General features: G+C 59.6%; 12 protein-coding genes. 2 read left to right on the top strand and 10 right to left on the bottom strand.

Going from position 1 to position 12,860, the window contains the following annotated elements:
• The first annotated feature begins 204 nt into the window (after positions 1–204).
• Positions 205–666 carry a DUF5680 domain-containing protein gene (locus AB4Z13_RS07475; protein ID WP_439014673.1) on the top strand — a complete coding sequence of 154 codons (462 nt, stop codon included), beginning with the start codon at positions 205–207 and terminating at the stop codon, positions 664–666.
• Between the two features lie 3 nt (positions 667–669).
• Here the strand turns inward: AB4Z13_RS07475 and AB4Z13_RS07470 are convergent, their stop codons facing one another.
• From AB4Z13_RS07470 to proS, 3 genes are read right to left on the bottom strand one after another with little or no spacing between them, the layout of a single operon-like run.
• Positions 670–1,353 carry an ABC transporter ATP-binding protein gene (locus tag AB4Z13_RS07470; RefSeq protein WP_439014672.1) on the bottom strand — a complete coding sequence of 228 codons (684 nt, stop codon included), beginning with the start codon at positions 1,351–1,353 and terminating at the stop codon, positions 670–672.
• A gap of 51 nt (positions 1,354–1,404) precedes the next feature.
• On the bottom strand, positions 1,405–2,709 hold the full coding sequence (locus tag AB4Z13_RS07465) for a lipoprotein-releasing ABC transporter permease subunit (RefSeq protein WP_310382968.1): 1,305 nt from the start codon (positions 2,707–2,709) through the stop codon (positions 1,405–1,407).
• A 16-nt stretch (positions 2,710–2,725) separates the two neighbouring features.
• Entirely contained in the window at positions 2,726–4,048 is a 1,323-nt protein-coding gene (gene proS, locus AB4Z13_RS07460) for a proline--tRNA ligase (RefSeq protein WP_439014671.1), read from the bottom strand.
• Here proS and AB4Z13_RS07455 point away from each other — a divergent pair.
• Positions 4,047–4,325 (top strand): hypothetical protein, encoded by a 279-nt coding sequence (locus tag AB4Z13_RS07455; RefSeq protein ID WP_162748094.1) that lies wholly within the window; start codon positions 4,047–4,049, stop codon positions 4,323–4,325. The genes proS and AB4Z13_RS07455 overlap by 2 nt on opposite strands.
• A 315-nt stretch (positions 4,326–4,640) precedes the next feature.
• Here the strand turns inward: AB4Z13_RS07455 and AB4Z13_RS07450 are convergent, their stop codons facing one another.
• From AB4Z13_RS07450 to nuoL, 7 genes are all read right to left on the bottom strand, one after another.
• Entirely contained in the window at positions 4,641–4,916 is a 276-nt protein-coding gene (locus tag AB4Z13_RS07450; RefSeq protein ID WP_192727455.1) for a DUF1467 family protein, read from the bottom strand.
• A 110-nt stretch (positions 4,917–5,026) separates the two neighbouring features.
• Positions 5,027–5,431: a methylmalonyl-CoA epimerase gene (gene mce, locus AB4Z13_RS07445; RefSeq protein ID WP_439017191.1), complete on the bottom strand. Its 405-nt coding sequence runs from the start codon at positions 5,429–5,431 to the stop codon at positions 5,027–5,029.
• A gap of 2 nt (positions 5,432–5,433) precedes the next feature.
• Positions 5,434–7,104 carry a ribonuclease J gene (locus AB4Z13_RS07440; RefSeq protein ID WP_113324436.1) on the bottom strand — a complete coding sequence of 557 codons (1,671 nt, stop codon included), beginning with the start codon at positions 7,102–7,104 and terminating at the stop codon, positions 5,434–5,436.
• Positions 7,105–7,121: 17 nt separating this feature from the next.
• Positions 7,122–7,886, bottom strand: coding sequence for a biotin--[acetyl-CoA-carboxylase] ligase (locus AB4Z13_RS07435; RefSeq protein ID WP_113324437.1), 765 nt, complete (start codon positions 7,884–7,886; stop codon positions 7,122–7,124).
• On the bottom strand, positions 7,886–9,331 hold the full coding sequence (nuoN, locus tag AB4Z13_RS07430) for an NADH-quinone oxidoreductase subunit NuoN (protein WP_113324438.1): 1,446 nt from the start codon (positions 9,329–9,331) through the stop codon (positions 7,886–7,888). Before nuoN ends, AB4Z13_RS07435 begins: the two co-directional genes overlap by 1 nt.
• A 14-nt stretch (positions 9,332–9,345) precedes the next feature.
• Positions 9,346–10,857, bottom strand: a complete 1,512-nt coding sequence (locus tag AB4Z13_RS07425) for an NADH-quinone oxidoreductase subunit M (protein WP_007823904.1) — start codon at positions 10,855–10,857, stop codon at positions 9,346–9,348.
• Positions 10,857–12,854: an NADH-quinone oxidoreductase subunit L gene (gene nuoL / locus AB4Z13_RS07420; protein WP_113324439.1), complete on the bottom strand. Its 1,998-nt coding sequence runs from the start codon at positions 12,852–12,854 to the stop codon at positions 10,857–10,859. Before nuoL ends, AB4Z13_RS07425 begins: the two co-directional genes overlap by 1 nt.
• Positions 12,855–12,860: the final 6 nt, after the last annotated feature.

Below are 12,860 nucleotides of genomic sequence, written 5' to 3'. Positions count from 1 at the left end.
TGAATTCTTACATTGCCATGACGATCAGCGAGAAGCTGGTAATGAACATTGCGATGGAGGTGAATGCTGCGATATCACGGATCATGTCAGTCATTTGGCTCTCCTTTTGCTCTTATGTTTTTAATTTGTTCCATGTATGTTCTGTTGTCAACAGGTTTACCCCCCGCTTCTGCGGGACATGGTTAACATCGGAGCAGTGGGACGATGGACACGCAGGAACTCAACGGCTTCATTGTCGAAGCCAAATCGCAGACTTATGTTGCCGGCGCCAAGGCACAGCCTTCCTATCGGATCGGCGCCCATGACCTCGGCTACAAGCGCGGCATCTGGCGCTATCTCGACAGCTATTTCGGCGGCACGGATTTTGCCGGTCAGGAAGTGGTGTGGCTGGAGGAAAAGCCGGTGTGGGCGATGAACTATTTCGGGCGGATCATCGAGCCCGGGATCATCGACGGAACTGTCGCCGGCACGATCATTAGCGCCGCGCTGTCACAGCTCTACAAACAAGGCCGCTTCCTCGGCGGCATGGTCTTCGATCATTCGCTGGGGCGCTATGTCGATACGAGCGAAGGCGACTGCACGCATTTCCGTGGCCATGAATTCATCCTTGTCGATGGTCACAAGGCCTATGAGCTCGATTATCGCGGCGGGCTGATTATCCCCTGATAATCAGAAATCCACGACCTTGCCGTCGGAGATCGTCACGCGCCGGTCCATGCGCCGGGCGAGCTCGTGGTTGTGTGTGGCGATCAGCGCGGCAAGGCCGGACTGACGCACCAGAGCCTCGAGAGCGTCGAAGACATAGCTGGCGGTTTCCGGGTCGAGATTGCCGGTCGGCTCGTCGGCCAGAAGCAGGCTCGGTGCATTGGCAACGGCGCGAGCGATTGCCACGCGCTGCTGCTCGCCGCCGGAAAGCTCGCCCGGGCGATGCGTACCGCGGTGGCCGATGCGCATGTAATCCAGAAGCATCTTTGCCCGCTCGCTCGCTTCCTTCCATGAGAGACCGGCGATGAGCTGCGGCATCATGATGTTCTCCTGCGCCGAGAATTCCGGCAGCAGGTGATGGAACTGATAAACAAAGCCGATCTCACCGCGGCGGATGGCCGTGCGCTTGTCATCGGAAAGGCCATCACAGGGGCGACCGTTGACCATTACCTCGCCGCCGTCAGGATGCTCCAGCAGCCCTGCGACATGCAGCAGCGTCGACTTGCCGGTGCCTGACGGCGCCACCAGCGCCACCATCTCACCGCTCGACAGGGTGAAATCCGCACCCTTGAGGATGGTCAGCAGCGTTTCGCCCTGCCCGTAATGGCGCTCGACGCCCGAAAGCTTGAGAACGACGTTGCGTTTCATGAATGCGGCATTCCTTGGATTGGGCCGGGGATTTGACCTTGGATCACGGCCCTATTCGTAACGAAGGGCCTGGACGGGGTCGAGGCGGGAGGCGCGCCAGGCGGGGAAGATCGTCGCGATGAAGGAGAGCGTCAGCGCCATGATGACGACGGACACCGTTTCGCTCACATCCATTTCCGCCGGAAGCTGGCTCAGGAAGTAGAGCTGCGGATCGAAAAGCACCGTGCCAGAGACCCATGAGAAGAACTGGCGGATGGACTCGATGTTGATGCAGACGAGCACGCCGAGCAGCACGCCAGCGATCGTGCCGACAATGCCGATTGCAGCTCCCGTCATGAAGAAGATACGCATTATTGCGCCGGCGCTCGCGCCCATGGTGCGCAGGATCGCGATATCGCTGCCCTTGTCCTTCACCAGCATGATGAGGCCGGAGATGATGTTGAGCGCTGCGACGAGCACGATCAGCGTCAGGATCATGAACATGACGTTGCGCTCGACCTGCAGGGCGGAAAAGAAGGTCTGGTTGCGCTGACGCCAGTCGGTGATGGCTATCTGCCGACCGGCCGCCTCCTCCACCTTGGGCCTCAGATTGTCGATATCGTCGGGGTTATTGACGAAGAGTTCGATCGACTGCACCAGCCCGTCGGCATTGAAATAAAGCTGCGATTCCTCGAGCGGCATATAGATGATCGAGGAATCGTATTCCGACATGCCGATCTCGAAGAGACCGGAGATCTTGTAGGATTTGATGCGCGGATTGACGCCCATCGGCGTCACATCACCTTCCGGTGACGTCAACGTAATCAGGTCACCGACCCGCAGGCCGAGCTGGTCGGCCATGCGCGTGCCCATCAAAACGCTGTCGCCTGCAGCAAAGCCTACCATGTCGCCGGACTTGATATTGTCGGATACTGCCTTGAGCTTGGTCAGGTCTTCGGCGCGCGTGCCGCGCACCAGCGCACCGGTGCTGCCGCCCGTCCGCGAGGAAGCCAGCACCTGGCCCTCGACCAGCGGCAGCGCCATCTTGATACCGGGCACCGCCTCGAATTTCTTCACGAGGTCGGCATAGTCGGTGAAGGGACCATCGACCGGCTGGATGATCATGTGGCCGTTGATACCGAGGATGCGGGAGACGAGTTCCGTGCGGAACCCGTTCATAACAGCCATGACGATGATCAGCGTCGCAACGCCCAGCATGATGCCGACAAAGGAGAAGCCGGCAATCACCGAAATGAACGCTTCCTTGCGGCGGGCGCGCAGATAACGCCACGCCACCAGGCGTTCGAAGGTGGAAAATGGCTTGCCAGCCGGACCCAAGCCGGATTTGGAACTCCGGTCCAATGCTGCCTCTGCCATTTCGCCTCCGTCTTTCTTAAGCCACGAACCTGTTAATCGCCGCCTCGATGGTCATCGTCTCGCGGGCGCCAGTCTTGCGGTCCTTCACTTCCACTTCGCCATTCGCGACCGCGCGCGGACCGGCAATGATCTGGTACGGCACGCCGATCAGGTCGGCGGTCGCAAACTTGGTGCCGGCACGGTCGTCCGTGTCGTCATAGAGCACATCCTTGCCGGCCTTGGTCAGCGCCGCGTAGATCAGCTCGCAGGTGCCGTCGCAGGCTTCGTCGCCGGCCTTCATGTTGATGACCACGACATCGAAGGGCGCGACCGACTCCGGCCAGATGATTCCGTTCTCATCATGCGATGCTTCGATGATGGCGGGAACAAGGCGTGTCGGGCCGATACCGTAGGAACCCATGTGAACGGTATGTTCCTTGCCGTCGGGACCCTGGACCTTCGCACCCATCGGCTCGGAATACCTGGTACCGAAGTAGAAAATATGACCGACTTCGATGCCGCGCGCAGAAAGACGCTCGCCTTCCGGAATGGCGTTGAAGGCGGCCTCGTCATGCATCTCGGAGGTCGCGGCATAAAGCGACGTCCACCTGTCGAAGATCGACTTCAGGCCGTCAACGCTATCGAAATCCGTATTTTCCACGGGAATGTCAAAATTGACGAAATCCTTGTGGCAGAAGACTTCAGACTCACCGGTATCGGCAAGAATGATGAACTCGTGGCTGAGATCGCCGCCGATCGGGCCGGTGTCCGCGCGCATCGGAATGGCGCGCAGGCCGAGACGATCGAAGGTGCGCAGATAGGCGGTGAACATCTTGTTGTAGGAATGTTCCGCACCTTCGCGCGTCAAGTCGAAGGAGTAAGCGTCCTTCATCATGAATTCGCGCGAGCGCATGGTGCCGAAGCGCGGACGGATCTCGTCACGGAATTTCAGCTGGATATGATAGAGATTGAGCGGCAGGTCCTTGTAGGACTTCACGGAGGAACGGAAGATATCCGTGATCACTTCTTCGTTGGTCGGGCCGTAGAGCATCGGACGGTCCTGACGGTCCTTGATGCGCAGCATCTCCTTGCCATAGGCGTCGTAACGGCCACTCTCCTGCCAGAGCTCGGCCGACTGCAGCGTCGGCATCAGAAGCTCGATGGCGCCGGCGCGGTTCTGCTCCTCGCGGATGATGTTGTTGACCTTGTCCAGCACCTTCTTGCCGAGCGGCAGCCAGGAATAGATGCCCTGGGACTGCTGGCGCACCATGCCGGAGCGCAGCATCAGCCGGTGAGAGACGATTTCCGCCTCCTTGGGGTTTTCCTTCAGGATGGGTATGAAAAAGCGGGACAGACGCATGGCGGATTCCGGTACAGTTGAGACGCCGCTTACCCAAGCGGAATCGACGGCATTTGTTAAAGATGGGAGCGTTCATAGCCGCTTCGCGGCAGGAAGGAAACCCGCGACCGGTGCCAGCTGCCTCCCGCAGACGCATGTTAGCGCCCACAAATTGAGCAGGCGCGAAAAAGCGCGTATTTATAAGGGCTTGAAGGCAAATCTTGTCAACAGAAAAATTTTGCGTGAGTGTAGCAAAAATGCAAAAAAAGCTAATGACAAAGCACAATCTTTGAGCTAGCTTTAGCTCACAAAACAGGCAGGAAGGTTAAATTCTTGCCGAACTCGCGGTCAAGTCTTGGGAGGATCAGATCTTAGGCGCGCTCGTCGCTGCCCCGGTAACGGTTAAGGATCACGCGATAATTAAAACAAGGCTTTTAGCCTTGTTTTTTTTTGCTTTTTCGGCTTCCACCATTCCTGAAAAATCAAGCTCGCCTTTCGTTAAGTAAGCTCGCCTTCCGTTACGCAAGCTCTTTGCCTCACTTGCGTGACGTACGTATGACAGATTTTTCGCGGTTGCATTTACATCTGCTCAAAGATTGAGCAAAAGCCATCCCTAATAGAAGCTAGGCCCTATTTGTGGAAGTGCATCGAAGCCGAGACCGAAATAGGTCGAGCAGATATACCAGAAGCCATAAATTGCACCTGAAACGAGCGTCGTCAGCGAAAAAACAAAAACCGGACGAAAACGGGTCGGGGCGCTCGGCACGGTGCCCAGCACAACATCATTATCGTCCGCCTGGGTGCGCAGGCCGATCGGCAGTACGGCAAAAAGCGTGATCCACCAGATGATGAAATAGACTGCGAATCCCTGGAGGAAGGCCTGAAACATCTTGGTTCCCGTCGATATGGTGCCTTGGCGGCAGGTTTTGGCTGCTTATAAGGCGGAATGGCCGCGAGTTCAAAGGCGGTGAACAGTTTAGGTCACTCTGACGCAGAGCTTCAGACCTGTTCCAGCTCGATCAATGTACCGAAGAAGTCCTTCGGGTGGAGGAAAAGCACCGGGTTGCCATGCGCGCCAATCTTCGGCTCGCCATTGCCAAGCACCCTCGCCCCCGATGCCGTTAACCGATCGCGGGCGGCGAGGATATCGGCGACCTCGTAGCAGATGTGGTGCATTCCGCCCGACGGGTTCTTCTCGAGGAAGGCCGCAATGGGTGAGGCTTCACCGAGCGGCTCCAGCAGTTCCACCTTGGTATTCGGCAGTTCCACGAAAACGACCGTCACGCCATGCGCCGGTAGTGCTTGCGGCTGCGAGACCGCTGCCCCCAGAGTGTCGCGATAGCTCGCGACTGCGGCGGCCAGATCAGGCACGGCGATGGCGATATGGTTCACCCGGCCAAGCATCATCAGACCCTGGTGATGAAGACCGTGACGAGAGGCTTCTTGCCCCAGGTATGATTGGCGGCAGCGCGCACGGCGCGGCGCAGAGCCTCCTGTACCATGTCGATATCCTTCCGGCGGGCGCGTGGAATGCTCTCGAACGCCCCGATCGCGGCGTCGAACAACCCATCTTCCATATCCTCGCCCTCGTCGTCATAGACCGGCAGGCCGATCGCCACGAGATCGGGCTCGCCGATGATGTCGTAGCGGCTGTCGAGCACGATGCTCAGGGCGACATGGCCGACATAGGAAAGCTTCTTGCGCTCGCCGATGCCCATCTCATCGAAGTCACCGATCAGTGACCCATCCTTGTAGATGCGGCCATGCGGCGCCTCGTCGATCACCTCGACCGGTCCCGGTGCAAGCCGCAACACATCACCGTTTCGCACGCGCGGCACCGTCGGAATGCCCGACTGTTCGGCAAGCTCCTTATGCGCCGTCAGATGCGTTGCCTCGCCATGCACGGGCACAACGACTTTCGGCCGTGTCCACTCGTACATCTTCTGCAACTCGTTGCGGCGCGGATGGCCGGAGACATGCACCAGCGCCTCTGTGTCGGTAATGATGTGAACGCCCTGCTCCACCAGACCGTTCTTGATGTCCTGGATCGCCTTCTCGTTACCGGGGATGGCACGCGAGGAGAAGACAACGATATCGCCGGCGGTGAACGCCACATTGCGCATCTCGTCACGGGAGAGCTTGGCAAGGGCAGCGCGCGGCTCGCCCTGACTGCCGGTGAGGATCACCACGACCTTGTCACGCGGGATGAAGCCGTAATCTTCCTCGGAAATGAAGGGCTTTACGCCTTCCAGCAGGCCGATGTCCTGAGCAACGTCGCACACACGCTTCAGCGAGCTTCCGAGCAGCAGCACTTCGCGACCGGCGGCTTCGGCGGCTTCGGCGACAGTGCGGATACGGCCGACATTCGAGGAGAAGGTGGTAATTGCCACACGTCCTTCGGCATTCTCGATGATCTTGCGCAAGCTCTCCGAGACATCCTTCTCGGAGGGCGAAACGCCGTCACGCAGCGCATTGGTGGAGTCGCAGAGCAACGCCAGCACGCCCTCATCGCCAATCTGACGGAAGCGCGCCTCGTCGGTCAGCGGTCCGAGCGACGGCTCATGGTCGATCTTCCAGTCGCCGGTGTGGATGACATTGCCGAGCGGCGTGCGGATCACCAACGACATGGGCTCGGGGATCGAGTGATTGACGGCGACACCCTCGATGCTGAAGGGGCCGACATTGATCGTATCGCCGGCCTTGAAGATCGTCACCGGTACTTCGCCGATCGCATCCTTCTCGAAATTGCGCTTGGCTTCCAGCAAGCCGGCCGTGAAGGGCGAGGCATAGACCGGCACGTTGAGGCCCGGCCAGAGATCGGCGAGCGCGCCATAGTGATCCTCATGGGCGTGGGTGATGATGATCGCCTTGAGGTTCTTGCGCTCATTGGCAAGGAAGCGGATATCCGGCAGGACGAGATCGACACCCGGCAGATCCGGCCCCGGAAAGGTTACGCCGCAATCCACCATGATCCACTGGCGATGATCCGCCGGGCCGTAGCCGTACAGCGCGAGATTCATGCCGATCTCGCCGACGCCGCCCAGGGGCAGAAATACCAGTTCGTCCTGTTTCGCCATAATGTTTGTTTTTTCCACTATCCAAAGAATACATCGCCGGCCGCAATCGGCATTATCCTGCCTGCGCCGGTATCGAGCATCAACAGGCCATTATCATCTATTCCGGCGAAATATCCTGAAATCGACCTGTCGGGCAGATTCACGGTTATCTTTTCGCCAATGCCGCAGGCAACCGCACGCCATAGCGCCGTGACCTCGCTTATACCCTGCCCCTCGTCCCAGATATCCAGCACTTCGGTCATCGACGCAAAGAGGTGGGCGAAGAGTTCTTCGGGCGAAGCCGCACTTCCCTGATCACGCAGGCAGGTCACCGGATAGATTGGGTTGTCCGGCATGACGGATACATTGATGCCGATACCGATCACCACGGCATGGCGACCATCCGCCAGCCGTTCGCCTTCCACGAGGATGCCGCAGGTCTTCTTGCGGCCGATCAGGATATCGTTCGGCCATTTCACTTCCAGCGGCTCGGCGCCCGGCGGCAACACGCTTCGGATCGCCTGATGCACGGCGACCGCGATTGCCAGCGGCAGGGAGGCAAGGCGCTCCATAGGCGCCGGATCGATCAGAAGAAGGGAGGCGTAGAGATTGCCGCGCTCGGAAACCCAGGGACGGCCCCGACGGCCGCGGCCGCCGGTCTGTCTTTCGGCGGTCACCCAGAGCAGACCGCCATCCCCTGCCCGAGCCCGGGCAAGGCATTCCGTGTTGGTCGACGACGTATCCGACAAGGCCTCGTGCCTGATATCGCCGAGCGATATCCGGCGCCGCTTGTCGGAAGCCATCAGAACAGCGTTGCCGCAGCGAGCTCTGCCGCACCACCGATCGGACCGCCGATGAGAACATAGGCAGCGACGAAGAGGCCGGAGAGACCGAAGACGAGGCGCAGCGAACCGGAAACGCGGGCGAACTCGCCGGTCGCCTCATCGAACCACATCAGCTTGATGACGCGCAGGTAGTAGTAAGCGCCGACGACCGAAGCCAGGACACCGATGACGGCAAGCGCATAGAGCTTGGCTTCGATGGCGGCGACGAAGACGAAGTACTTCGCAAAGAAGCCAGCGAGCGGCGGGATACCGGCAAGCGAGAACATCAGTGCGGTCAGCACGACAGCCATGAAGGGGTTCGTCGTCGACAGGCCGGCGAGATCGCTGACATTCTCGACAACCGTACCGTCCTTGCGGCGCATCGACATGATGATGGCGAAGGAGCCGAGGGTCATGACCATGTAGATCGCCATGTAGAGTATGACGCCTGTGACACCCGTCTGGTTGCCGGCTGCGAGGCCGACCAGTGCATAACCCATGTGACCAATCGAGGAATAGGCCATCAGTCGCTTGATGTTCTTCTGGCCGATGGCGGCAAACGAACCGAGCAGCATGGAAGCGATCGAAATGAAGACGATGACCTGCTGCCAGTCGGTCAGCACCGGCTCGAAGGCGGTGATGACGATACGGGTCATCATCGCCATGGCGGCAACCTTCGGTGCGCTCGCCAGGAAGGCAGTGACCGGGGTCGGCGCGCCTTCATAAACGTCCGGCGTCCACATGTGGAACGGAACGGCCGAGATCTTGAAGGCGATGCCGGCGAGGATGAAGACGAGGCCGAAGATCAGGCCGAGCGAGCGTGCTCCTTCGACCGTGAGCGCCTGGGCAACCTCGGCGAAATGCGTGTGACCGGTGAAGCCGTAGACCAGCGACATGCCGTAGAGCAGCATGCCCGAGGAAAGCGCGCCAAGGACGAAATACTTCAGGCCGGCTTCGGTCGACTTCAGGCTGTCGCGGTTGATCGCAGCGATGACGTAGATCGCCAGAGACTGCAGTTCGAGGCCGAGGTAGAGCGCAATCAGATCATTTGCCGAGATCATCAGCATGATGCCGAGCGTGCAGAGCACCAGGAGAACCGGGAACTCGAACTTGTCGAGCTGGTTTTCCCGCGCATGACCCATCGACATGAACAGCGCGACCAGAGAACCGATCAGGGCCAGCACCTTCATGAAGCGTGCAAAGCCGTCGGCGAGATAGACGCCGCCATAGGCAAGGCCGTCGCCGGGAACGAAGATCAGCCACAGGCCCGAGATGGCAATCACGATCATCGCCAGCGCGCTGACGAGCGGACCGGACCGCTCGCCCGAGAAAACGCCGATCATGAGCAGCAGAAGGGCACCGATCGCGAGGATGATTTCCGGCGCGGACAGGTACAGGCTCAGGGAGATTGTTTCAGCAGTCATGTCCTAAAGTCCCGTCATTTCATCGACAGCGCAACATTCTGCGCTGCCTGCACTGCGGCCGAATAGCTGTTGATCAGATGGTCTACCGAAGCTGCGGTCGCATCGAAGACCGGAGCCGGATAGACGCCGAAGAAAATAGTGAGCGCGACCAGCGGATAAAGGATGACCTTTTCACGCGGCGAAAGGTCGAGCAGAGCCTTCAGCTTTTCCTTCTCCAGCGCACCGAAGATCACCCGGCGATAAAGCCAGAGCGCATAGGCAGCCGAGAGGATGACACCGGTGGCGGCAAAGAGCGCAACCCAGGTGTTGGCGCGGAAGACACCGATCAGCGTCAGGAATTCGCCGATGAAGCCCGAAGTGCCCGGCAGGCCGACATTGGCCATAGTGAAGACCATGAAGGCCACGGCATATTTCGGCATGTTGTTGACCAGACCGCCGTAAGCCGCGATCTCGCGGGTGTGGGTACGGTCATAGACGACACCGACGCAGAGGAAGAGCGCGCCCGAGACGATGCCGTGCGACAGCATCTGAAAGATCGAACCCTGCAGGCCCTGAGCGTTCGCCGCGAAAATGCCCATGGTCACGTAGCCCATGTGAGCGACCGAGGAATAGGCGATCAGCTTCTTGATGTCGTCCTGCATCATCGCGACCAGCGAGGTGTAGATGATAGCGATAACGGACAGCGCGAACACGAGCGGCGCGAAATGATCCGAAGCGACCGGGAACATGCCGATCGAGAAGCGGATCAGGCCGTAGCCGCCGAGCTTCAGAAGCACGCCTGCCAGGATGACGGAACCGGCCGTCGGCGCCTGGACGTGTGCGTCGGGGAGCCAGGTATGGACCGGCCACATCGGCATTTTCACCGCGAAGGACGCGAAGAAGGCAAGCCACAGCCAGGTCTGCATTGCCGGCGGGAACTTGTAGGCCAGCAGCGCGGTGATGTCAGTCGTGCCGGCCTGCCAGTACATGGCCATGATGGCGAGCAGCATCAGCACCGAGCCGAGCAGCGTGTAGAGGAAGAACTTGTAGCTCGCATAGACGCGGTTCGCACCGCCCCAGACGCCGATAATCAGGAACATCGGAATGAGGCCGCCTTCGAAGAAGACGTAGAAGAGAACGATATCGAGCGAGACGAAGACACCGACCATCATCACTTCAAGGATGAGGAAGGCGATCATGTATTCCTTCAGGCGCTTCTCGATCGAGAGCCAGCTTGCGAGCACGCAGAAGGGCATCAAGAAGGTCGAGAGGATGATGAACAGCATGGAGATGCCGTCGACACCGACATGGTAGCCGATACCGGTGCCGAGCCAGCTATGCTGCTCGATCATCTGGAAGCCCGGATTGGCGTTGTCGAAACCGATCCAGATGAAGAGCGAGAGGATGAAGGTGAAGACCGTGGTGATCAGCGAAATCCACAGCACGTTCTTGCGGCCGTTCTCGGTTTCGCCGTTCATCAGCAACAAGAGCACCACGCCGACGAGCGGCAGGAAGGTGACCGTTGAAAGAATAGGCCAATCGGTCATCAGAAGGAACTCCCGAGCATCATCCAGGTAACGAGCGCTGCAACGCCGATCAGCATCGCGAAGGCATAGTGATAGAGGTAGCCGGTTTGCAGGCGCACGACGCGGTCGGTAACGTTGACGACGCGGGCGGCAATGCCGTTCGGACCGTAGGTATCGATGACGCCGACATCACCCTTCTTCCAGAGGAAGTTGCCAAGCGCCTTGGCGCTGCGCACGAAGAGGAAGTCGTAGAGCTCGTCGAAGTACCACTTGTTGAGCAGGAACTGGTAGAGCACACGGTGCTGCTCGGCGAGCTTGCGCGGCGTCGACGGCGACCTGATGTACATGTACCAGGCGGTAACGAAACCGAGCAGCATGGCGATGAAGGGACTGAGGCCGACCCAGGCCGGGACGTGATGGAATTCTTCCACCAGTTCGTTCTCGGCACCAGTGAAGAGTGCGCCCTTCCAGAACTCGGCATATTCCTCGCCGTAGAAACGGCCTTCGAAGAGCACGCCCGCGACGACCGCGCCGATCGCCAGGATGTAGAGCGGCACCAGCATGACCTGCGGCGATTCATGGACGTGATGCATGACTTCATGCGAAGCGCGCGGCCTGCCGAAGAAGGTCATGAAGATCAGGCGCCAGGAATAGAAGCTCGTGAAAAGTGCCGCAATAACGAGCAGCGTGAAGGCGAAGCCCGCAGCCGGCGAATGCGACGCATAGGTAGCCTCGATGATGACATCCTTGGAGAAGAAGCCTGCAAAACCGATCGGGGTGAAGGGGATGCCGACACCGGTGATCGCGAGCGTACCGATGATCATGAGGCCGCCGGTAACTTTGATATGCGGGTACAGACCACCCATATGACGCATGTCCTGCTCGCCATCGACGGCGTGGATGACCGAGCCGGCGCAAAGGAAGAGCAGAGCCTTGAAGAAGGCGTGCGTGAAGAGGTGGAAGATCGCCGCGCCATAGGCGCCGACGCCGAGGGCGACGAACATGTAGCCGAGCTGCGAGCAGGTCGAGTAGGCGATGACGCGCTTGATGTCGTTCTGCACAAGGCCGACGGTCGCCGCGAAGAAGGCAGTGATCGCGCCGATGATCGTCACGACGACGAGTGCGTCCGGCGACAGTTCGAAAAGCGGCGACATGCGGGCGACTAGGAAGACGCCGGCGGTCACCATTGTTGCGGCATGGATGAGTGCGGATACCGGGGTTGGGCCTTCCATGGCATCCGGCAGCCAGGTGTGCAGCAGGAACTGCGCCGACTTACCCATTGCGCCCATGAAGAGCAGCAGGCAGGCGCCGGTCAGCGCATGCGCCTTGTCGAGATGCATGCCGAAGAGGTTCAGGATCACTTCACCGGCTTCACCGCCGCCTTCCGCCGGAGCGAAGGTCGAAGCATTGGCGAAGATCGTGTCGAAGTTGATCGAGCCGAACAGCACGAAGACGGTGGCAATACCGAGCACGAAGCCGAAGTCGCCGACGCGGTTGACGATGAAGGCCTTTATTGCAGCCGCCGATGCCGAGGGCTTCTTGTACCAGAAGCCGATCAGCAGATATGAGGCGAGACCCACGCCTTCCCAGCCGAAGAACATCTGGGCGAGGTTGTCGGCGGTCACCAGCATGAGCATGGCGAAGGTAAAGAGCGACAGATAGGCGAAGAAGCGCGGGCGATGCGGATCGGTGTGCATGTACCCGATCGAGTAGACGTGCACCAGGGTCGAGACCGTATTGACGACGATCAGCATGACCGAGGTCAGCGTATCGACACGCAGAGACCAGGAGACGTCGATGCCGCCGGACTGGATCCAGCGCAGAACCTCGACCTTGATCACGCCTTCCGGATGGCCGAGCGCAACCGTGAAGAAGACGACCCAGGACAGGATGGCGGCGATGATCATCAGGCCGCTGGTGACATATTCCGACGCCTTGGCGCCGATCGCACGGCCAAAGAAGCCGGCAATGATCGCACCGATCAAGGGAAGGAAGACGATAGCCTTATAGAGGAACATGAGCCG

The sequence above is a fragment of the Rhizobium sp. YAF28 genome (assembly GCF_052113285.1).
In the GTDB taxonomy this organism is placed as follows: Bacteria; Pseudomonadota; Alphaproteobacteria; order Rhizobiales; family Rhizobiaceae; genus Rhizobium.
The sequence above is the reverse complement of the archived record's forward strand: the minus strand, read 5'-3'. Positions and strand labels throughout refer to the sequence as shown.

What these genes read in the sequence shown, in the direction of transcription:
- mce (WP_439017191.1), bottom strand. Translation starts at nt 5,431, where the DNA reads ATGCTTGGCCGGGTGAACCATATCGCCATCGCCGTGCCTGATCTGGCC.
- AB4Z13_RS07470 (WP_439014672.1), bottom strand. Translation starts at nt 1,353, where the DNA reads ATGAAACGCAACGTCGTTCTCAAGCTTTCGGGCGTCGAGCGCCATTAC.
- AB4Z13_RS07425 (WP_007823904.1), bottom strand. Translation starts at nt 10,857, where the DNA reads ATGACCGATTGGCCTATTCTTTCAACGGTCACCTTCCTGCCGCTCGTC.
- AB4Z13_RS07455 (WP_162748094.1), top strand. Translation starts at nt 4,047, where the DNA reads ATGGCGGATTCCGGTACAGTTGAGACGCCGCTTACCCAAGCGGAATCG.
- proS (WP_439014671.1), bottom strand. Translation starts at nt 4,048, where the DNA reads ATGCGTCTGTCCCGCTTTTTCATACCCATCCTGAAGGAAAACCCCAAG.
- nuoN (WP_113324438.1), bottom strand. Translation starts at nt 9,331, where the DNA reads ATGACTGCTGAAACAATCTCCCTGAGCCTGTACCTGTCCGCGCCGGAA.
- AB4Z13_RS07440 (WP_113324436.1), bottom strand. Translation starts at nt 7,104, where the DNA reads ATGGCGAAACAGGACGAACTGGTATTTCTGCCCCTGGGCGGCGTCGGC.
- AB4Z13_RS07475 (WP_439014673.1), top strand. Translation starts at nt 205, where the DNA reads ATGGACACGCAGGAACTCAACGGCTTCATTGTCGAAGCCAAATCGCAG.
- AB4Z13_RS07435 (WP_113324437.1), bottom strand. Translation starts at nt 7,886, where the DNA reads ATGGCTTCCGACAAGCGGCGCCGGATATCGCTCGGCGATATCAGGCAC.
- AB4Z13_RS07465 (WP_310382968.1), bottom strand. Translation starts at nt 2,709, where the DNA reads ATGGCAGAGGCAGCATTGGACCGGAGTTCCAAATCCGGCTTGGGTCCG.
- nuoL (WP_113324439.1), bottom strand. Translation starts at nt 12,854, where the DNA reads ATGTTCCTCTATAAGGCTATCGTCTTCCTTCCCTTGATCGGTGCGATC.
- AB4Z13_RS07450 (WP_192727455.1), bottom strand. Translation starts at nt 4,916, where the DNA reads ATGTTTCAGGCCTTCCTCCAGGGATTCGCAGTCTATTTCATCATCTGG.